At 65.4% G+C, this 19,630-nt stretch carries 19 protein-coding genes; 11 read left to right on the plus strand and 8 right to left on the minus strand.

All coding sequences use genetic code 11. The features are described 5' to 3' along the window. Positions 1 to 137: 137 nt before the first annotated feature. Together AC1VNY_RS03810 and AC1VNY_RS03815 are read right to left on the minus strand one after the other, a co-directional pair. Positions 138 to 1,148, minus strand: coding sequence for an aldo/keto reductase (locus AC1VNY_RS03810; RefSeq protein ID WP_482404149.1), 1,011 nt, complete (start codon positions 1,146 to 1,148; stop codon positions 138 to 140). Positions 1,149 to 1,250: 102 nt separating this feature from the next. Beyond that, complete coding sequence (locus AC1VNY_RS03815; RefSeq protein ID WP_016845608.1) at positions 1,251 to 1,676, minus strand: PaaI family thioesterase; 426 nt, start codon at positions 1,674 to 1,676, stop codon at positions 1,251 to 1,253. Between the two features lie 92 nt (positions 1,677 to 1,768). On the opposite strand from AC1VNY_RS03815, the gene AC1VNY_RS03820 reads away from it, so the two are divergent. Then, complete coding sequence (locus AC1VNY_RS03820) at positions 1,769 to 2,398, plus strand: NUDIX hydrolase (protein WP_482404150.1); 630 nt, start codon at positions 1,769 to 1,771, stop codon at positions 2,396 to 2,398. A gap of 11 nt (positions 2,399 to 2,409) precedes the next feature. Here AC1VNY_RS03820 and AC1VNY_RS03825 read toward each other — a convergent pair whose 3' ends face one another. Then, the gene (locus AC1VNY_RS03825) at positions 2,410 to 2,631 is read right to left on the minus strand and encodes a hypothetical protein (RefSeq protein WP_244435874.1); all 222 of its coding nucleotides are present in this window, start codon (positions 2,629 to 2,631) and stop codon (positions 2,410 to 2,412) included. Between the two features lie 131 nt (positions 2,632 to 2,762). Between AC1VNY_RS03825 and AC1VNY_RS03830 the strand changes: the two genes are divergently transcribed. Next, complete coding sequence (locus tag AC1VNY_RS03830) at positions 2,763 to 3,959, plus strand: hypothetical protein (RefSeq protein WP_482404151.1); 1,197 nt, start codon at positions 2,763 to 2,765, stop codon at positions 3,957 to 3,959. A 16-nt stretch (positions 3,960 to 3,975) separates the two neighbouring features. On the opposite strand, the gene AC1VNY_RS03835 is transcribed toward AC1VNY_RS03830, so the two are convergent. After that, complete coding sequence (locus tag AC1VNY_RS03835; protein ID WP_482404152.1) at positions 3,976 to 4,275, minus strand: hypothetical protein; 300 nt, start codon at positions 4,273 to 4,275, stop codon at positions 3,976 to 3,978. Positions 4,276 to 4,481: 206 nt separating this feature from the next. Between AC1VNY_RS03835 and AC1VNY_RS03840 the strand changes: the two genes are divergently transcribed. Together AC1VNY_RS03840 and AC1VNY_RS03845 are read left to right on the plus strand one after the other, a co-directional pair. After that, positions 4,482 to 4,961, plus strand: coding sequence for a hypothetical protein (locus tag AC1VNY_RS03840; protein ID WP_283064914.1), 480 nt, complete (start codon positions 4,482 to 4,484; stop codon positions 4,959 to 4,961). 19 nt (positions 4,962 to 4,980) lie between these two features. Further along, positions 4,981 to 5,883, plus strand: a complete 903-nt coding sequence (locus tag AC1VNY_RS03845) for an HpcH/HpaI aldolase/citrate lyase family protein (RefSeq protein WP_482404153.1) — start codon at positions 4,981 to 4,983, stop codon at positions 5,881 to 5,883. 12 nt (positions 5,884 to 5,895) lie between these two features. On the opposite strand, the gene AC1VNY_RS03850 is transcribed toward AC1VNY_RS03845, so the two are convergent. Together AC1VNY_RS03850 and AC1VNY_RS03855 are read right to left on the minus strand one after the other, a co-directional pair. Then, complete coding sequence (locus tag AC1VNY_RS03850; protein ID WP_461192223.1) at positions 5,896 to 7,110, minus strand: EAL domain-containing protein; 1,215 nt, start codon at positions 7,108 to 7,110, stop codon at positions 5,896 to 5,898. A 361-nt stretch (positions 7,111 to 7,471) separates the two neighbouring features. Next, positions 7,472 to 8,758 carry an MFS transporter gene (locus tag AC1VNY_RS03855; RefSeq protein WP_482404154.1) on the minus strand — a complete coding sequence of 429 codons (1,287 nt, stop codon included), beginning with the start codon at positions 8,756 to 8,758 and terminating at the stop codon, positions 7,472 to 7,474. Between the two features lie 147 nt (positions 8,759 to 8,905). On the opposite strand from AC1VNY_RS03855, the gene AC1VNY_RS03860 reads away from it, so the two are divergent. The 4 genes from AC1VNY_RS03860 (at position 8,906) to AC1VNY_RS03875 (ending at position 13,429) form a co-directional block, all read left to right on the plus strand. Next, entirely contained in the window at positions 8,906 to 9,853 is a 948-nt protein-coding gene (locus tag AC1VNY_RS03860) for a TAXI family TRAP transporter solute-binding subunit (protein ID WP_482404155.1), read from the plus strand. A gap of 176 nt (positions 9,854 to 10,029) precedes the next feature. Continuing rightward, positions 10,030 to 12,138: a TRAP transporter permease gene (locus tag AC1VNY_RS03865; protein WP_482404156.1), complete on the plus strand. Its 2,109-nt coding sequence runs from the start codon at positions 10,030 to 10,032 to the stop codon at positions 12,136 to 12,138. Then, positions 12,099 to 12,512, plus strand: coding sequence for a DUF1850 domain-containing protein (locus AC1VNY_RS03870; protein ID WP_482404157.1), 414 nt, complete (start codon positions 12,099 to 12,101; stop codon positions 12,510 to 12,512). The genes AC1VNY_RS03865 and AC1VNY_RS03870 overlap by 40 nt, the downstream gene beginning before the upstream one ends. A gap of 110 nt (positions 12,513 to 12,622) precedes the next feature. Beyond that, positions 12,623 to 13,429: an SDR family NAD(P)-dependent oxidoreductase gene (locus tag AC1VNY_RS03875; protein ID WP_482404158.1), complete on the plus strand. Its 807-nt coding sequence runs from the start codon at positions 12,623 to 12,625 to the stop codon at positions 13,427 to 13,429. A gap of 103 nt (positions 13,430 to 13,532) precedes the next feature. Here the strand turns inward: AC1VNY_RS03875 and AC1VNY_RS03880 are convergent, their stop codons facing one another. After that, positions 13,533 to 14,303 carry a hypothetical protein gene (locus tag AC1VNY_RS03880; protein ID WP_482404159.1) on the minus strand — a complete coding sequence of 257 codons (771 nt, stop codon included), beginning with the start codon at positions 14,301 to 14,303 and terminating at the stop codon, positions 13,533 to 13,535. 53 nt (positions 14,304 to 14,356) lie between these two features. Beyond that, complete coding sequence (locus tag AC1VNY_RS03885) at positions 14,357 to 15,901, minus strand: cation:proton antiporter (RefSeq protein ID WP_482404160.1); 1,545 nt, start codon at positions 15,899 to 15,901, stop codon at positions 14,357 to 14,359. Positions 15,902 to 16,036: 135 nt separating this feature from the next. Between AC1VNY_RS03885 and AC1VNY_RS03890 the strand changes: the two genes are divergently transcribed. The 3 genes from AC1VNY_RS03890 (at position 16,037) to AC1VNY_RS03900 (ending at position 19,551) form a co-directional block, all read left to right on the plus strand. Beyond that, positions 16,037 to 16,807, plus strand: coding sequence for a tetratricopeptide repeat protein (locus AC1VNY_RS03890; RefSeq protein ID WP_482404161.1), 771 nt, complete (start codon positions 16,037 to 16,039; stop codon positions 16,805 to 16,807). 198 nt (positions 16,808 to 17,005) lie between these two features. Further along, positions 17,006 to 18,913 carry a propionyl-CoA synthetase gene (locus AC1VNY_RS03895; RefSeq protein WP_482404162.1) on the plus strand — a complete coding sequence of 636 codons (1,908 nt, stop codon included), beginning with the start codon at positions 17,006 to 17,008 and terminating at the stop codon, positions 18,911 to 18,913. Between the two features lie 365 nt (positions 18,914 to 19,278). Continuing rightward, positions 19,279 to 19,551 carry a hypothetical protein gene (locus AC1VNY_RS03900; RefSeq protein WP_075969207.1) on the plus strand — a complete coding sequence of 91 codons (273 nt, stop codon included), beginning with the start codon at positions 19,279 to 19,281 and terminating at the stop codon, positions 19,549 to 19,551. Positions 19,552 to 19,630 lie beyond the last annotated feature (79 nt).

Here is a 19,630-nt window from a genome sequence, read left to right on the forward strand (position 1 = left end):
CTCTCCGCGAGTCGCATCGCGGAAAGAGCCCCCACCCGCATCGCATGAAATGCGATGCGACCTCCCCCGCAAGCGGGAGAGGTGCAGTGAGGCTGCCGTTGAAGCGATGCAGGCTAACTTCGTCGCCGCTGGTGGATCTATCCGGTCCGCGCCCGGCGCCCCTCGATCGGATAGGCGGGGTCGTTGAAGCCCGGCGTCGAGGGATGGCCGGTGACGACGAGGCGGTCGATCAGGGCTTCGTCCTCGGCGGTGAAGCGATAATCGAGCGCGCGGATGTAGTCGTCCCATTGCGCTTCGGTGCGCGGCCCCGCGATGACCGCGCTGACGAACGACGAGTTCAGCACCCAGGCCACCGCGAACTGCCCGGCGGTGATGCCGCGGCTCTCGGCGTGGCGCTTGATCTCCTGTGCGAGCTCGAGCGATTCCGGCCGCCACTCGGTCTGCATCATGCGCTTGTCGTTGCGGCCGGCGCGGGTATCAGCGGGCGGCGCCGCGTCGGGGGCGTATTTGCCGGTGAGCACGCCGCGCGCCAGCGGGCTATAGGGCACGATGCCGAGCCCGTAATGGGCGCAGGCCGGAAAATGCTCGACTTCGGGCATCCGGTTCATCGCATTGTAATAGGGCTGGCTCGCGACCGGACGGTCGATGCCGAGCCGGTCGCAGATGTTGCAGATCTCGGCGACGCGCCACGCGCGGTAGTTGGAGACGCCGAAATAGCGCACCTTGCCGGCGCGGATCAGGTCGCCCATCGCGCGCACCGTCTCGTCGAGCGGCGTCGTGTGATCTTCCTTGTGCAGATAATAGACGTCGATGTAGTCGGTGCCGAGCCGCTTCAGGCTCGCGTCGGCGGCCTGGAACACCCAGCGCCGCGACAGCCCGCCATGGTTGGGATCGTCGCCGATCGGATTGGCGAGCTTGGTGGCAAGCACCCAGTTCGACCTTCTGTTCGAGATCGCGCGTCCGACGACCTCCTCGGACTTGCCGCCATTATAGGCGTCGGCGCTGTCGATGAAGTTGATGCCGGCCTCGCGCGCCTTCGCCACGATCCGCGCCGCGGTCGCCTCGTCGGTCGGTCCGCCGAACATCATGGTGCCGAGGCAGATCGGCGAAACCTTCAGGCCGCTGCGGCCAAGCTGGCGATATTGCATCGGGCACTCCCTCCGGTGTCATTCCGGGGCGATGCGCTGGCATCGAACCCGGAATCTCGAGATTCCGGGTTCATCGCTGCGCGATGTCCCGGAATGACGGGATCAACTCTCGTTCTTCAGGATCTTGAACACGCCGTTGGCCATCGCGATACAGCGCTTGTCGACGGTCACCTCGGCCGTGATGAAGATCAGGCTGCGGGTCGAGCGTACCACGCGCGGCCGCGTCGTCAGGATCTCGCCGATCTTGCCGGCCTCGACGAAATGGGTGTCGAGCTGCACGGTCGCAAGCGTCGGCTTGCCCGAGACGAAGCGTGCGGCCATGCCGCAGGCGCGATCGGCGAAGGTCATGATCACGCCGCCCTGCACGAGGCCGCGGCGATTGTGGTGCTTGTCCTCGGTGATCAGCGCGAGTTCAAGCGCGCCGTCCTTCAACCGTTCCCACAACGGGCCGATCAGCGTCAGGAATCCCGTGGTTTCGGCGATCTTCCAGCCGTCGGATTTGAGTTTGTCCGCGGCCTTGGCCGTCATGAGGTGGGGTCCGTTGCTTGCTGATGATTGATCGCAGGAGGCATGTGCTAGCAGTCATTTCATCAAACGCTGTTGTGTTGTAGTCAAGGTCAATGGCCCGCACATTTGACGATGCCACCCGGCGGAATATCGCAGAGCTCTGTGCCGAATTCGCGCGCCTGGCGCCGGCGGATGCCGCGTCGACGCTGAAGCGCGCGGCGGTCGCGATCGCGCTGACCGAAGGCGACGACGGCAACGGCACGGCCTTCCTGCTGACCCGCCGCAGCGCGCGCCTGCGCGCCCACAGCGCGCAATGGGCGCTGCCGGGCGGGCGCTGCGATGCCGGCGAGACGCAGGCCGAAGCCGCGCTGCGCGAACTGCATGAGGAGCTCGGGCTCGCACTGTCCGAACGCGACGTGCTCGGCATGCTCGACGATTATCCGACGCGGTCCGGCTATCTGATCACGCCGGTCGTGGTCTGGGCCGGCGCGCATGCGGCGATCATCCCGAACCCGGACGAGGTCGCGTCCGTCCATCGCATCGGCCTCGATACGATCGAGCTCGAGGACGCATTCAGCTTCGTCACGATCCCGGAGAGCTCGCGGCGCGTGATCCGCTTCCGGCTCGGCGGCCAACAGATCCATGCGCCGACCGCGGCGCTGATCTATCAATTTCGCGAGGTGCTGGCCGGCCGCAGCACCCGCGTCGCCGAACTGGAGCAGCCGGTATTCGCATGGAAGTAGCGACGGTGACGCTATTTGTGACGCCGCTTGCGGGCGTTCATCTTCATTGATTTCCCCTGCGCACCAGGCGAATGCGCCGCGGCCTCGGGTTCCGGAGGCGCCCGCGACACATTCTCGTAACAGGTGAAGCGTGAACGCGTATCCGGAAACGATCCGCAATCCGGACGCTCGGCGCGCGCCGGTGCGGCGAGCGTCAGCGCGCAGGCGGCAACCAGCCAGACGGTCATCCTCATGGCAGTCTCTCCACGCTTCGTTCGGAAAACACCGCATTGTGGCGAATATTCTGCATTGATCGCGGCATCCGGCCGCTGCGATCCGGACAATTCCGGGCTGACTTCGCAGCCGTGCTTGCTACAACGAGGCCATGCGCCCGCAATTGATTCGCCTGTGCCCTGGATTTGTCGCGCTCGCGCTCGCCGCCGGCGCGCCGTCTGTCTTTGCCGGCGAGGCCGGCGCGTTGCCGCCTTCCGTCGCCAATGCGATGGCGCAGGCATCGCCGCAGGCGATCATGGAATATCGCCGCAAGCTGCAGGAATATCAGGAGGCGCGCGCCGCGTTCGAGCAGGACGCGAGCGCCTATTGGAATGCGGTCGCCGAGAAGAGGCGCGGCCGCAACGCCAAGCGCCGCGACCGCGTGCAGATATCGCTGGACGATTACGTGCTGCAGCAGCCGCCGGTCTATGAGGGTCCGAAGCGGCCGGTCAATCCGGCTCCGGAAGAGGAGGAAGGCAAGCCGCCGCGTCCGCCCAAGACGCTTCCGGTGGCCTCCGATCTGGTCAGGGCGGCGGCCGAGCAATTCCAGTTCACGCCGCAGCGGCCGGCCAGCGAGGTCGAGTTCAAGCGCGCCTATGCCCGCTACGCGCGCGCGGCGGGGCTGACACCGGAGCAGGCGGTGCGGGTCTATTCGTTCGAGACCGGCGGCACCGGCTCCTACGACGTGCAGGCGGGCATCGAGCACGGCGGCAAGCGCGCCATCTCCACCGCGATGGGCTACAACCAGCTGCTCACCACCAACACCGTCGAGCTATTGGCCGAGCAGGGCCATGAATTCGTGCGGGATCTGACCGAGCGGGTTGCGAGGACGCAGGGGCCCGCGCGCAAGGCGATGGAGCACAAGCTCGCGGTGCTGAAGAAGATGGTCGCGTTCACGCGCACCGTGCCCGACGATTGGTCGGCGCATCAGCGCCTCGCCGACACGCCGCAGGGCTGGGCGTGCCATGCCATGGTGCTCGACATCGATGTCGGCCCGATGCTGCAGACCCACAAGCTGCTGACCTCGGTGATCTTCGCCCGCAACAAGGGCTACAGCCGGCCGCTGACCGCGGCCGAGCTCGAGATGATGAACCTGACCGGCGACGGCACCGGGCTCGACATGGTGACCATGCCCCAGGCGATGCGCGAGCAGGTGCCAACCTCGAATTTCTTCCAGCGCTCCGGCTACGAGCGCAACCCGGTCGCCATCCGCCACAACACGGTGGCCAGGCTGCTTGCCGTCACCAACGAGCGGATGGACTTCAACAGCAACAAGCCGGGCGCCCGGGAATTGGCCGCCGCGTTCTGAGGTCTGCCGAGCAACGTCAGTTCGAGCCGAACTTGAACTTGCCGTCGCCCTCGAGATAGGGACCGGAGCGCATGTAGAGCTGGCCGTTCTGGCCAATGAAGAACAGCGTCCCCTTCGGCACTTTCTTGGCGCCCTTCAGCAGCGTGCCGGCGTTGTTGGTGCCCATCTTGTAGGACCAGGTCTTGCCGTCCTTGTCATAGGCGTAGCCCATGTCGGGCTTCAGCTCCCAGGGCGCCGCCTCCTGCGCGAATGCGCAGGTCGTCATCGCGGCAAACGCCGCAGTCGCAATAAAAGTCTTGGTCAAAGAATGCGTCATGATCCACCTCCGGCCGAGAAAAACGGCGTCGTCCCCACGTTTTTGAACAAATCACGAACGATGTTCACGCGTCAATACGACAATCGGCGCGACCGCTCGCGCGGATCGGCGACTTTGTGAATTCCCGCATCAAGCTTGGCGACTATTTTCGCGTTACCGTTTACAAACGCTTGGATTGCCGGAAACACGACCTTGGGATGATCAGGATGAACCACGTCATGAAGATCGGAATCGGTGTCGCTCTGTCGTTCATGACGCTGGCGTCAGTCGCGCAGGCGGACGAGTTCAGGCTCTCCAACAATCAGCGGATCTCCTGCAGCCGCGGCCTGTCCGCCGGCAAGCTCAACACCGCGACCTGCAAGTCCTACGCCTATCTGTTCAATGCCAAGACCTCGGAATACTTCCGCTGCCAGGTCTCGCTGGCACTGACGCGGGACAACAAGGAGGTCATCAACGTGCAGGCCGACGGCGGCTGCACCAAGAAGCCGCGCATCTTCGAGGCCGACGGCAATTACACGTTCGACGCCACCGAGACCGAGCCGCCGAACACCAACTCGTTCTTCGGTCCGGGCGGCTATGCGATCTGGGCGAGCGACGTCAACACCCAGAAGATCCGCGGCTGCATCACCATCTCGTCCGGCCTCGGCTCCGACATCTCGAAATGCCTCGACATGACGTTCCAGTGACGGCGGCGCGGGTCGCGTGATGCGCAAGCTGCGTCCGGCCCCGCTGTGCCGCTCCTGGCTGTTTCTCGAAGGCGCCAACGAGGACGTGCTGCAGCACGCGGCCGCCAGCGGCGCCGACGTGCTGATCCACGAGCTCGAGGATTTTACCCCGCCGCCGCTGCGCTCGAAGGCGCGGACCCTGGCGGCCGAGCTCTACGCAGCCTGGCGCGGCCGAGGCGTGGTGGTCGCGGTCCGCGTCAATCCGCTGGACCAGGACGGCATGGACGATCTCGCCGCCGTGATGCGCGGACGTCCGGATATCGTCGCGCTGCCGAAGGTCGCCGAACCGCACCATGTCGTCAGGCTTGACGAGGCGGTGACGCGGTTCGAGCGCGACTACGGTATCGCCGAGGGATCGACGTCGCTGCTGCCGAATATCGAGTTCGCGCGCGGTCTGGTGCAGACCGGTGCGATCGCCATGGCGAGCCGGCGGACCATCGGTTGCCTGATGGCCTCCGAAGACCTCGCCGCCGATCTTGGTGCAGAGCGCGGCAGCGATGGCCTGGAGCTGGCTTACGCGCGGCAGCGCTTCATCGTCGAATGTCGCGCCGCGGGCGTCGTCGCGGTCGATTGTCCCTACACCTGGAGCGACGCTGAAGGCGTCGAACGCGACACGATCTGGGCGCGACGGCTGGGTTACACCGCAAAGAGCCTGGTCGATCCCGCGCATGCCTCGATCGTCAACGGCGTCCTGACGCCGAGCGAGGAGGAGATGCGCCGGGCGGGCAGGATCGTCGCGGCGTTCGAAGCGGCGCGGACGCAGGGCTTTGGGCGCGTCGAACTTGACGGCTCGTTGCTGGAGGTCCCGACCTATTCCAATGCAAAACGCCTGATCGCGCGCGGCGAAGCGCTGCGCGCGATCGATCGCGACGTTCGAGCCTAACGATGCCGCGCCTCAGGAGGCCGGCTCTTTCTCCGAGAAGTGCATGCGTGAGCGGGCGAACTTCTTGACGCCCATCGGCTTGCCGAACAGGTAGCCCTGGACCTGATCGAAATCCATTTCGTGCGCGGCGAGAAAGTCCGCGCGCGTCTCGACCCCCTGGGCCACGACCTGCGCGCCATTGTCGTGGGCCAGCTCCACGACACGCCGGCATACCGTCTGCTTCAGGCGCTGATCCGCGCAGCCGGTGACGAATTGATGGTCGACCTTGAGCTGGACGAACGGAAAGTTCGGCAATCCCAGCAAAGACGGCCAGTTCGCGCCGACATTGTCGATCGAGATGCCGATATTGTGCAGCCGAACGCGCCGGGCGACATCGATCGCCAGATCCAGATTATCGACCACCTCGGTGCTGTCGATCTCGATCAGCAGGCCCGCAAAGGCCGCATGATCCGGCATCCGGTAACAGAGCTCGCGCACGGCATGATCGTCGGCGAGGAAGGAGATCGGCAGGTTGATCGAGAGATTGACCGGCCCGGTCTGCTCGAGGAGATAACGCCAGTCCTCGATTGCGCGCTCGATCACGAACTCGGACAGCGCATGAAAATGCGGATCGCTTTCGTCCGGGATGAAGTAGGCCGGCGGCACGACGCCCCAGGCCGGATGGCGCATCCGGATCAGCGCCTCGGCGCCGCTTGGCACCAGCGTCCGGAGATGAATTTTCTGCTGATACCACAGCTCGAGCCAGCCGGCCTTCAGCGCTTCGGGCACGTCCACCGCCGGGCTCGGCGCGGGTTCGAGCGGCATCAATGACGCAAGACTGTCGCGAAGGGTTCCGGCGCTGAACGGCGTCGACAGCGCCGGCAGCATGGCGATGCCGTACTCATCGCCGATTTGCCGGACCGCCTTGACGATGATCGAGTCCGGCTGACCGATGACGAGGACCTTGCCGTCATAGTCCTTTCTCACCAAAGTCTCGAGAATTTTACTGACTTCGATGCCGTCCACGGACACGCCGAGCACCAAAAGATCGGGCCGTTCCGCGTCCAGAACGGTGTCGAGTTCCAAAGCCTGGCTGCATTCACTGGTGATGAAGCCGAGGTCTTCCAGCGCCTCGGCGAGGAAGGTCCGAAGGTGTTTTTTGCTGTCCGCAATGCATGCGCGTGGGGTCAGCTTGCGATGTCCGAACCAGCCGGCTCGCGTGCGTTCGATGTGACTGATGTGATTCATGCCCCGCCTTGTCCGTAGTTACCCCGGCTTGACTCGTACATCCTAGAGCGGCGGCAATCATGGAAATTTCTGGATCATACATTGATTGCCCCGCTAACCTTAAAGGATTCAATTCGATTCAAATGGCGCTGGAATCGCGGCGTCTCACCGCTGTTACACGTGCAACAAATGCGTCATCTGACATTCATGAGCGCGATCGCGTCCGACTTTGCACATCGGCAGAAACATTGTGCGCGTGTGTCATCGAGAGACGGCGTTAATGACTGTGTTGCCGCGTCGATGCAGATGCGGAACTGCGTCATTGTCGGACATCGGATCGCATCATACGGAGTGCTGCGCAGAGCGCCGATGGCGAATCAGATCACTCGCTTAGCGATGCCAATGCAGTTGTGCGTGACGTCGTCGTTGCCGCTCGCAACGTCTCCGGCATCAACGCGCAGTAGCCGATCAGCCCGGCACAAGCGACGGCTGCCAGGAACAGAAATGCGGCGCTGTAACCGGCATGGACAACAATGAATCCGGCGACAGCCGTGCTCAGCGCGGCGCCGAGGCCGGTCGCAGTGGCGATCGCGCCCTGGCTGATGTTGAAATGCCCGGTGCCGTGCGTGAGATCGGCAACCACGAGCGGGAACAGCGCGCCGAATATCCCGGCGCCGATGCCGTCGAGCAATTGCACCGACACCAGCCAGTATGGGTTGTCCGACAACGGATAGAGTGCGCCGCGGATCGCCAGCACCGCGAGCGCGGTCGCGAAGATCGGCTTGCGGCCCCAGACGTCGGCCTTGCGTCCGACCAGCATCGCGACCGGCACCATCACCATCTGCGCCGCGATGATGCAGACCGACATCAGCGAGGTCCCGAGGTTGCGGTTGACCAATGCGAGCTTCTGTCCGACCAGCGGCAGCATCGCCGCATTGGCGAAATGAAAGATCACGGTCGAGACCGCGAAGATCAGCAGCGGCCTGCAGGTCAGCAGCACGCGAAAGCCGGATGGCCGGTCCTGCGACGTGCCGTGCCCCTCCATATCGTCGAGCCCGCGCGCGACCTGGTGATCGATGGCGGCGGGTGGGATCGACAGCGTCGCGGCGATGCTGGCGAGCGCCATCGCCGCGAGCAGCCAGAACACGACCACGGGACCGAACCAGTAGGCAGTGCCGCCGGCGATCGCGGCGGCTACGGCATTGCCGGCGTGATTGAACGCTTCGTTGCGGCCGGTTCGCGCCGCGAAGGCCTTGGGCCCGACAATGCCGAGTGTCACCGCGGCGATCGCCGGCGCGAACACCGAGCCGCTAGCGGACGCCAGCGCCTGGGTGGCGGCAACCAGTTCGAACCGGTCGAGCAGCGGCAGCAGGAGGCACGCGGCGGTCACGGCAATCGCGGCGGCGATCATCAATCCGCGCTTGGCGGGGCTGCGGTCGATGAGCGCGCCGGCCGGGGTCTGGGCGAGGATCCCGGCGATGGCCGCGATCGACATCACCGAGCCGATCGAGGCCTCGTCCCACTTCCGTTCGGTCAGGAGGTAGATCGCCAGATAGGGGCCGAGCCCGTCCCGCACGTCGGCGAGGAAGAAGTTCAACGCATCAAGCGCGCGCTCAACGGTCGTCGTCCCGGACGGCTGCAAGTCATACCTCGCGGCGGGATTGCGCATCTCAACCCGCCCGCAGGCGGAGAGTTCCCGCGCAGGTAAAGTGGTGTTGCGATCAGGGATTTCCACCGCGCATGCGTCACTTGGATGGGTTGACCCGGCGGGGGTGTCCGGCCAATTTCCGGCCGGCTTAAGGGGAGAATAATACTCATGAATTCCAAGTTGATGGCTGCTGCGATCGTGGCAGCCAGCGTTTTGTCCGCGCCTGTCGCACAGGCCGAGCAGTTCATTAACGTGCTCACCGGCGGTACTTCCGGTGTCTACTACCCGCTCGGCGTCGCGATGGGGAAGATTTACGGCGACAAGATCCCCGGCGTGAAAACCCAGGTGCAGGCGACCAAGGCCTCGGTCGAGAACCTGGTGCTGCTGCAGCAGGGCCGCGGCGAGATCGCCTTCACGCTTGGCGATTCGCTGAAGGCGGCCTGGGAAGGCGACACTGAGGCTGGCTTCAAGAGCAAGCTCGACAAGCTGCGCACCATCGGCGCGATCTATCCGAACTACATCCAGATCGTGGCAACCGGCGAGAGCGGCATCAAGACGCTGGCCGATCTCAAGGGCAAGAGCCTGTCGGTCGGCGCGCCGAAGTCCGGCACCGAACTCAACTCGCGCGCGATCCTCGCGGCCGCCGGCATGAGCTACAAGGATCTCGGCAAGGTCGAGTACCTGCCGTTCGCCGAATCGGTGGATCTGATGAAGAACCGCCAGCTGAACGCCACGCTGCAGTCCGCCGGCCTCGGCGTCGCCTCGCTGAAGGACCTCTCGACCTCGAGCGAGATCACCGTGGTCGCCGTGCCGAAGGAGACCGTCGACAAGATCGGCCCGCCCTTCGTCTCCGTGATCATCCCGGCCAACACCTATACCGGCCAGGACAAGGACGTGCCGACCGCCGCGGTCGTGAACTACCTCGTGACCTCGAGCGCGGTGTCGGATGAGCTGGCCTATCAGATGACCAAGCTGGTCTACGAATCGCTGCCGGAACTCGCCAATGCCCACGCCGCGGGCAAGGAGATCAAGCTCGAGGCCGCCGCGACCGGCAGCCCGGTGCCGCTGCATCCCGGTGCGATCCGCTATTACAAGGAGAAGGGCCTGATCAAGTAAGGCCGGTTGCTTCGAGGATGTTATGGCCGGGCGCCCGTCCCCGACTTGAACGGGGATGACTCGGCCATCCATCTTTCTAAAGACGTTGATTTTTCGATGGATGCGCGGGTTGAGCCCGCGCATGACGTGCGGTGGGGCGCTATAAGCGTCGCGGGCACGGCGGGGGACTTAATTCGATGCAGCAGCAGGTTGAGGGCGAACAGCCCATCAAGGTTGAATTCGACAATTTCGAGCATGGCTTTCCGGAAGGCTTCGGCCCGGGCGCTTGGGGGCATCTGGCCTATGCCATCGGTCTCGCCTTTGCGGTGTTCCAGCTCTATGTCGCGGCCTTCAACTACCTGCCGAGCCAGGTGGTGCGCGGCGTCCATGTCGGCTTCCTGATTCTCCTGACCTTCGGCCTGATCGGCAATTTCACCGCCAAGACCGACTTCGGCCGCGCGGTGAGCTGGATCGTCGGCGCGGCCGGCTTCCTCTGCGGGCTCTATCAGTGGATCTTCTATGCCGACCTGATCGCCCGCGACGGCGATCCGACCCATATGGACCTCGCGGTCGGCACACTGCTCGCGGTCCTGATCTTCGAGGGCACGCGGCGGCTGATGGGGGCGGCGCTGCCGCTGATGTGCGGCGCCTGTCTGCTCTACTGGTTCTTCGGGCAATATCTGCCGTCGCCGTTCAATCACCGCGGCTATGACTTCGACCAGATCGTCACCCATCTCTCGTTCGGCACCGAAGGCTTCTACGGCGTGCCGATCTACGTCTCGGCGACCTACATCTTCCTGTTCATCCTGTTCGGCTCGTTCCTGGAACGCGCCGGCATGATCCAGCTGTTCACCGACGTCTCGCTCGGCCTGTTCGGCCGCACCCGCGGCGGCCCCGCCAAGGTCGCGGTGTTCGCTTCGGGCATGATGGGTACGATCTCGGGTTCGGGCGTCGCCAACGTCGTCACCGTCGGCCAGTTCACGATCCCCTTGATGATCAAGTTCGGCTATCGCCGCGCCTTTGCCGCGGGCGTCGAGGCCACCGCTTCGATGGGCGGCCAGATCATGCCGCCCGTCATGGGCGCGGTCGCCTTCATCATGGCCGAGACGCTCGGCGTGCCCTATTCGGAGATCGTCAAGGCCGCGGTGATCCCGGCGATCCTCTACTTCGCCTCGGCGTTCTGGATGGTGCATCTGGAGGCCGGCAAGCACGGCCTCGTCGGCATGAAGCGCTCGGAGATCCCGAGCGCCTGGAAGGCGCTGGTGGCGCGCTGGTATCTCGTGCTGCCGCTCGCGGCGCTGGTCTACATGCTGTTCGAGGGCTTCACGCCGCTCTATGCCGGCAGCATGGGACTTGCGCTCACGGTCGCGTTGATCCTCGGCGCCAGCATCACGCTCGGCTTCTCCAACACCGTCGTGCGCTACATCTTCTGGATCGGCCTTGCGCTGGTGGTTGCCGCGGTCTCGCGCCACGGCATCGAGATCGTTCCGGTCGCGAGCGTCGTTGCCGGTTTGATCGTCATCGCGGCGATCACCCGCGGCGGCCGCGCCACGCTGAAAGCCTGCCGCGATTCGCTCGCCGACAGCGCCAAGTCGGCGCTGACGGTCGGCATGGCCTGCGCCATCGTCGGCACCATCATTGGCATGATGACGCAGACCGGCGTTGGCACCATCTTCGGCAGCTGGATCATCGGGCTCGGCGCCAAGAGCCTGTTCCTGGCGCTGATCATGACCATGCTGCTGTCGATCCTGCTCGGCACCGGCATCCCGACGATCCCGACCTACATCATCACCGCGGCGCTCGCTGCGCCGGCGCTCGCCAAGCTCGGCGTGCCGCTGATCGCAAGCCACATGTTTGCGTTCTACTACGGCATCATGGCCGACCTCTCGCCGCCGGTCGCGCTCGCCGCCCTGGCGGCGGCGCCGATCGCCAAGGAGAACCCGGACAAGATCGGCTGGGAGGCGATGCGGATCGCGCTGGCCGGCTACGTCATTCCGTTCATCTTCGTCTATTCGCCGGCGCTGATGCTGCAGACCGGGGATCCGATGCAGGCGCAGCTCGGCTTCTACGGCGCGGTGGCGCTGGCGACCTTCAAGGCGCTGGTGGCGATCGGATTGTTCGGCGTCGTCGCGATCGGATTCCTGTTCACGCGGCTGACCTTCATCGAGATCCTGGTCGCGTTCGGTGCCGCGCTCTGCCTGCTCGGCGATTTCCCGTTCTCGGATACGGCGGGCTTCACGCTCGCCGCTGCTGTCGTGCTGTGGCAATGGCGGCAGCGTCCGCGCAATGCGGTGGCGGCGGCTTGAGCCTCTGCCTCGCATCCGCGGGTATCGTGAAGGTGCTGTCGATCGCGGCCTTCACGCTCGCCTGGACGCATTCGATCGAGAAGAGCGCCTGGCAGGAGGACTGGCTGGTCACGCCGGCCGGGCTCACGCTGCAACAAGCGCGCGTCAAGGGCACGGGCGCCGGCATGGAGCCGCCGCCGGCGGCGCGCCTTGTCGATGGCTGGTTTCAATGGTCGCCGCCGCCGGTGCCAAGGCCGGAAGTCGTGCTCGGCAATTCCGGCGCCGCGGGTGAATGGCACCTGTGCCAGGAGGGACACTGCCAGACGCTATCGGAGATTTTCGGCCATCCGATCGGTGCTAATGTCACGACGATGAGTGTTTGCGAGAATCCGTAGGGATCCGTAGCCCGCATGAGCGAAGCGATATGCGGGGATAGTGCCCCGGATATCGCTTCGCTCATCCGGGCTTACGGTCCGGCAGCAAGAACAAAAAGGGAGAAAGATCGATGGATCGGCTCAAGGGCAAGGTTGCGATGGTGGTCGGCGCGGGCTCGATCGGGCCCGGCTGGGGCAATGGCAAGGCGACCGCCGTCACCTTTGCGCGCGAGGGCGCCAGCGTTTTCTGCGTCGATCGCAACGGCGCCGCGGCGGAAGAGACCGTCGGCATCATCACCGGCGAGGGCGGCAAGGCGGCCGCATTCACCGCCGATGTCTCGCGCGCCGGCGAGGTCGAGGCGATGGTCGCGGCCTGCCTGAAGGCCTATGGCCGCATCGACGTGCTCGACAACAATGTCGGCATCGCCGAGGTCGGCAGCGTCGTCGAGGTGGCGGAAACCGAATGGGACCGCGTTTTCGCGGTCAACCTCAAGAGCGCCTACTTGTCGATGAAGCACGTCATTCCCGTCATGATCAAACAGGGCGGCGGCTCGATCATCAACATCTCCTCGATCGCCTCGATCCGCCATGTCGGCATTTCCTATGTCAGCTACAACGCGAGCAAGGCGGCGATGAACCAGATGACACGCTCGACTGCGGTCGAGTTCGCCTCCAAGCATGTCCGCGTCAACGCGATCCTGCCCGGACTGATGAAGACGCCGATGGTCGCGCATTCGGCCGGGCTGGCGCAGAGCTACGCCAAGGGCGACGTCGAGGCGATGTGGCGCGCCCGCGACGCGCAGGTGCCGATGGGGCATATGGGCGACGCCTGGGACGTCGCCAATGCCGCGCTGTTCCTGGCGTCGGATGAATCGAAGTATGTCACCGGCATCGAGCTCGTGGTCGACGGCGGCATCACCTCCAAATCCGGTGCGTGAAGGGCGACCATGATGCGATCGGATGGGACCGCATCATGATCTCACACTCTTGATTGAGCATGATCTCTTCGGAAAACCGGTTCCCGCTTTTCCGGATCATGCTCTATTGCGCCAGCGCCAGGATGCCGCCGGCCAGTGAATGCCAGGCCGCCGAGGTGCTGATCGGCCAGTTCAACAGCTTCACCGCGACCAGAGCCAGCCCGCCATAGACGTAGACCGGGTGCGGGCGGCCGCGGGTGCGCCAGTCGAACACGATCGCGACGACCAGCAGCAGATAGGCCACGAACGCCGGTGCGATCGTGACCGGGACCGGCGGTGGGCCGGGCGGTCCCGGCGGCGCGAGGAAGGTCAGGAACCAGCGTGCGACCGCCGCATCGAGGATCGAGATCGACGCAAGCAGCATCAGCCGCTTGTGGGTTTCGCGGTCGCGCAGGTAGATGATCGCGAGCGCGAACACGACGGCAAAGAACAGGATGCCGCTGAGCGGAACGATGGCGAAGGCGAGGCCCTCATTGAGCTGTCCGATCGCCGCCGAACGCTTCATGACGCTGATCGAGGCCACGATGCCCATCATGGTCATCGCGGTCGCCAGCGAGATGCCGATCAATCCGACGCTGCGATGCCGTGCAATCCGCCCCGAGGCGGCGAGCCAGCTCTGGAACACGAAATAGAGCATCCAGGCGAAGAACAGCAGCCCATGCAGATGCACCACGGGAGGCGATGACAGCGAGCCTCTCGCCATCGGCATCCAGTAGGTCGGGGCAAAGCCGAGAAAGGCGACCGCCATGCAGGACAGCGCCATATAGAAATAGAAGAACTTCGCCTCGACTTTCGCCGAGGCGCGGGGGGAATTGCGATCAATGAGGATTGTCATGATGTTAGGTCTGACAAACCCCGTGATGGTTCAAAGGATATTGCGGCCCGGCGCTACGCCTCCACGCTGAGCTCGGCGCGGTCGAGCTCCTCCTCGACCAGATGGAATGCGTCGTCGCCGATCGCCTCGGTGCGGCGCAGATTGAGCAATGCCTGACGCGCCGCGGCGATGGCGCGGCGGCGCAGCGGATCCGACGGCAGCTCGCGCGAGGTCAGGCCGCCGTCGGGATCATTCTCGGCGCGCAGCAGCACGGCGCGATATTCGAGCCGGAGGATCTCGGCCTCTTCCGACGGGTCGGCGTCGATCTCGTCGAGCGCGGCGCGAAACACCACGCCGCGGGCATGGGCCGCCTCGCGTCCGACCGGATCGTCGTCGGCGAAATTCAACGCCAGGATCAACGGCCGCAGCGTCAGCCCCTGGATCACGAGCGAACCGAGCACCACGGCAAACGCCGTCAGCAGGATCAGATCGCGATACGGAAACCATTCAGGCAACGCAAACGCCGCCGCCAGCGTGACGATGCCGCGCATTCCGCACCAGGACACGATGAAGCCGCGCTTCAAGGTCGGCACGGCGTCCACCACGTGGTCGGGCAGCAGGTTGCGCGCCTTCAGCGTGCGCAGCAGCGCGCCGTAAGGCATCACCCAGAGGATGCGGGCGAGGATCACGACGGCGAGGATCGCGGCGGCAAAGCTGCAATATTTCCACCGCACCTCGTCGTCGAGGCCGGACCAGATCGGGCGCAACTGCAGGCCGATCAGCATGAAGGCGAGCACGTTGAGCACGAACACCACGGTTTCCCACACCGCGTAGGACGACACGCGCAGCCGCGCCGAGGTGCGGGCCGGCGCGGTGCGCGAGATGGTGATCGCATAGGCGATGATGGTGAGGATGCCGGACAGCCCGAGATGCTCGGCAATGATCCACACCATGAAGGTGCCGCCGAACTGCGTGATGATCGCGCTCGGCGCCTCGGTGATGCGACGCGTGATCATCATCCAGACTTGCGCGAACAGGAAGCCGGCCGCGAGGCTGCCGACCAGCGCAATCGTGATGGACGGCACGAACTCGCGGATCTTCATATGCTCGGCGGCGACGAGGCCGACCGCGACGCGATAGATCAGCAGCGCGCTGGCATCGTTGAGCAGGCTTTCGCCTTCGAGGATCTTCTGGATCCGGTAGGGCAGGTTGACCTGGCGCAGGATCGCGGTGGCCGCGGCCGCATCCGGCGGCGCCACGATGGCGCCGAGCGCGATCGCAACCGCCCACGGCATGTCCGGGCGCAGCCAATGCGCGACCACGGCGACCGCCGCCGTGGTGACGCCGACCGCGACCACCACCAGCGTCGAAACCGGCAGCCAGTTGTTGCGGAGATCGCGCAGCGAGGTGTCGAACGCGGCATCGAGCAGCACCGGCGCGACGAACAGCGCCAGCGCCAGTTTCGGTTCCAGCGCCCAGGTCGGGGCCCACGGCAGCAGCGTCAGCAGCACGCCGCCGAGCGCCAGGAAGGTCGGATAGGGCACCTTGATCCGCCGCGCCAGCGCCGACAGCGCCACCGCTGCGAGCAACAGGCCGATGATCCATTCGAATGTGAGCAAGCCGAACCCCCGATGCAGCCGATCGTCGCAATTGACGTATAATCCAGCGTGTGGTTTTGCGGCAAATGGCGCGCTGCCGGGCATCAGGGGCCTGTGGTTCGGGCGCAAGAGAGGGACGACTTGTCGGCGACCGGGATGCGACACAAACGCGCAAATCTGGCCGTGATGCTGGTCTGCGTTGGCCTGTCGGGCGGGCTGATGTCGGGCGTTGCGCGCGCCACCGGCAGCGAGCCGGGCGAGGATGTGCAGGCCAATGCCGGCCCCTGCATCGCGGCGGCAGTGGCGGCCGATGACGACAAGATCATCGACGTCTGCGGCGCGCTGATCGACAATGAGAAGGCGACGAGGCCCGATCGCGTCAAGGCGCTGATGGCGCGGGCGGGCGCCTATGACCGCAAGCAGATGATCGACCGCGCGATGGCGGACTACGACACCGCGCTAAAGCTCGATCCGCAGCTCGCCGATGCGCATAATGCGCGCGGCGAGCTGTGGCGCCGCAAGGGCGACCGGCCGAAGGCGATCGTGGATTTCGGCGCCGCCGTCAAGCTCGACCCCAATCACGCCGCCGCCAAGGCCAACTACAAATCGTTGTCGCTGGAGCTGGAGCGGATCGGCGCCATGATGGCGGTTGCCGGCAAGCCGAGCTTCGATTGCCGCAAGGCGCGCCGCGCCGTGGAGAAGGCGATCTGCGCCAATCCCGAGCTCGCCGACCTCGATCGCGAGATCGGCGCGTCGACCTTTCGCGCGGTGCGCGAAGCGCAGAACCCGCGCCAGGCGCGCGAACTGCAGCGCGCGCAGGATCAGTTCATCGCCCGCCGCAATGCCGACTTTGGCAAGCCGGGCTACGACCTGCAAAAGGCGATGCGCGAGCGGCTGCAGCGGATCAATGGGGTCGACGGCTACTAGTGCTCCGTTCCGATCGAAGGGCAACGGAGCTCTAGATTCTTGTTTTGACGCGTTTTCTTCACGCGAACCGGTACCCGCTTCGCTCGAAAACGCTTGCTCCGACCCGGCCGAAGGTCGCGGTCATTTCGGCTTGAAACGGCGCCACTTCCCGTGACAATGGTCGGCAAATGACGCGCGACCGCGCGAGGGAGAAACGCGATGAACATCCAGCAGAGCCGGTATCATGAGGTGTATGCCCGCTCGCTCCGGGACCCCGAGGGCTTTTGGGCGGAAGCGGCGCGCGAGATCGACTGGATCGAGCCGGCCAAGAAGATCTTCGATCCCTCCGTGGGCGCCTATGGGCGCTGGTTCGCCGGCGCCGTGGTCAACACCTGCTACAACGCGCTGGATCGCCATGTCGCAGGCGCACGCGCCAGCCAGGTCGCGCTGATCCACGATTCGCCGCTCACCAACACGACCACAAAATTCACCTATTCCGAATTGTTGGAGGAGGTGCGGACGCTGGCCGCGGTGATGCAGGATTTCGGCGTGGCGAAGGGCGATCGCGTCATCCTCTATATGCCGATGGTGCCGCAGGCCGTCGTCGCGATGCTCGCCTGCGCACGGATCGGCGCGGTGCACAGCGTGGTGTTCGGCGGCTTCGCGGCCAAGGAGCTTGCGACCCGCATCGACGACGCCAAGCCGAAGCTGATCTTCTCGGCGAGCTGCGGCATCGAGCCCGGGCGCATCGTGCAATACAAGCCGCTGCTCGACGAGGCGATCCGCCTCGCCGGCAGCAAGCCCGAGACCTGCATCATCCTGCAGCGGCCGCAGCAGGCTTGCGAGCTCACCGCGGGCCGCGATCATGATTGGGCGACGCTGCGCCAGGCCGCGTTCGATGCCGGCAAGGCCGCGGCGTGCGTGCCGGTAGCCGCCACCGATCCGCTCTACATCCTCTACACATCGGGTACGACCGGAATCCCGAAGGGCGTGGTGCGCGACAATGGCGGTCATCTCGTCGCGCTGAAATGGTCGATGCACAATCTCTACGGCGTGAAGCCCGGCGAGATCTGGTGGTGCGGCTCCGACATCGGCTGGGTGGTCGGCCATTCCTACATCGTCTATGGCCCGCTGATCCACGGCGCGACCACCATCATGTATGAGGGCAAGCCGGTCGGCACGCCGGATGCCGGCGCGTTCTGGCGCGTGATCAGCGAGCACAAGGCGGTCGCCTTCTTCACCGCGCCGACCGCGTTCCGCGCGATCAAGAAGGAAGACCCCGAGGGCAAGTTCATCCGGAATTACGATCTCTCGAGCTTCCGCACCCTGTTCCTCGCCGGCGAGCGCGCCGATCCGCCGACGGTGGAGTGGGCCGAGCAGCAGCTGAAGGTGCCGGTCATCGACCACTGGTGGCAGACCGAGACCGGCTGGTGCATCGCCGGCAATCCGGTCGGGCTCGGCCAGCTGCCGGTCAAGCACGGCTCGCCCACGCTGCCGATGCCGGGCTATCAGGTCGACATCGTCGACGAGGCGGCAAAGCCGGTGGTGGCCGGCACGATGGGCTCGATCGTCATCAAGCTGCCGATGCCGCCCGGCTGCCTGCCGACGCTGTGGCAGCAGGACGATCGCTTCAGGGACGCCTATCTCTCGGAATTCCCCGGCTACTACAAGACCTCGGATGCCGGCTACAAGGATGCGGACGGCTATGTCTGGGTGATGGGCCGTACCGACGACATCATCAATGTCGCCGGCCACCGGCTCTCCACCGGCGGTATGGAGGAGATCCTCGCCTCGCATCCCGACGTCGCCGAATGCGCCGTGCTCGGCGTCAAGGACGCGATCAAGGGCGAGGTGCCGTGCGGCTTCCTGGTGCTGAAGGCCGGCGTGACCAAGCCGCCCGCCGAGGTCGAGAAGGACGTCGTGGCGCTGGTGCGCGACAAGCTCGGTCCGGTCGCCGCGTTCAAGCTGGCGATCACGGTGGCGCGGCTGCCGAAGACCCGCTCCGGCAAGATCCTGCGCGGCACCATCAAGAAGATCGCCGACGGCGAGCCCTGGACCATGCCGGCGACGATCGAGGACCCCAAGGTGCTCGACGAAATCGGCGAGGCGCTGAAGGGGAAGGCGTAGTAGCTCGTCGTCGTGTTGCTGGCTCGCTGTTGAGACAGCATGTCGTGTGGCACCCCTCTCCCTAACCCTCCCCCGCAAGGGGGGAGGGAACCCGTCCGCCGGTGGCTCCATCACGTAAGACGACCTGGCTGGCAAGCAGTTTGCGCTGCGTTACGTGAGGTGAGCACGCTCGTCAGGCTCCCTCCCCCCTTGCGGGGGAGGGCTGGGGAGAGGGTGGCCCCGGGCGCGATGGACGATGAGGGCACCATAGCGCAATCCGGCCGCGCACCCTCGAAACCCATCGGAAGCAAAACGGCCTTGATTTTGATGGATTGCCGGGTCATCCCGGCCTTCCCTGTCATATGCCACGAGATACGGACCCACGGATGCGATCCATTTCCGCACGCGCGCCACTCGCCTTGCTGCTCGCCCTGCCGCTGCTTGCAGGCTGTCTCGAGCGCGGCCGATCGCCGATCGCGGAGAGCATGGGCGACGACGATCAGTACTGCCAGGCCGGCGGCAAGGTGGCGGTCGGCTCGCCTGATTATGTCGCCTGCCGCAAGAACCGCGACGTGCAGCGCCAGAACGCCGAAGCCCGCACCGATCGAAGGCAGCGCGATCTCGGCGAATACATGATGAACAATCCGGACCGGCACTGAGCCGCGCCGACGGTCGCCGTCACGCCCATCGCATGCGCTTCCAAGCAAAAACGCGGCAGGTTGCCCTGCCGCGTTTCGT

It is taken from the genome of Bradyrhizobium ferriligni (assembly GCF_056837965.1).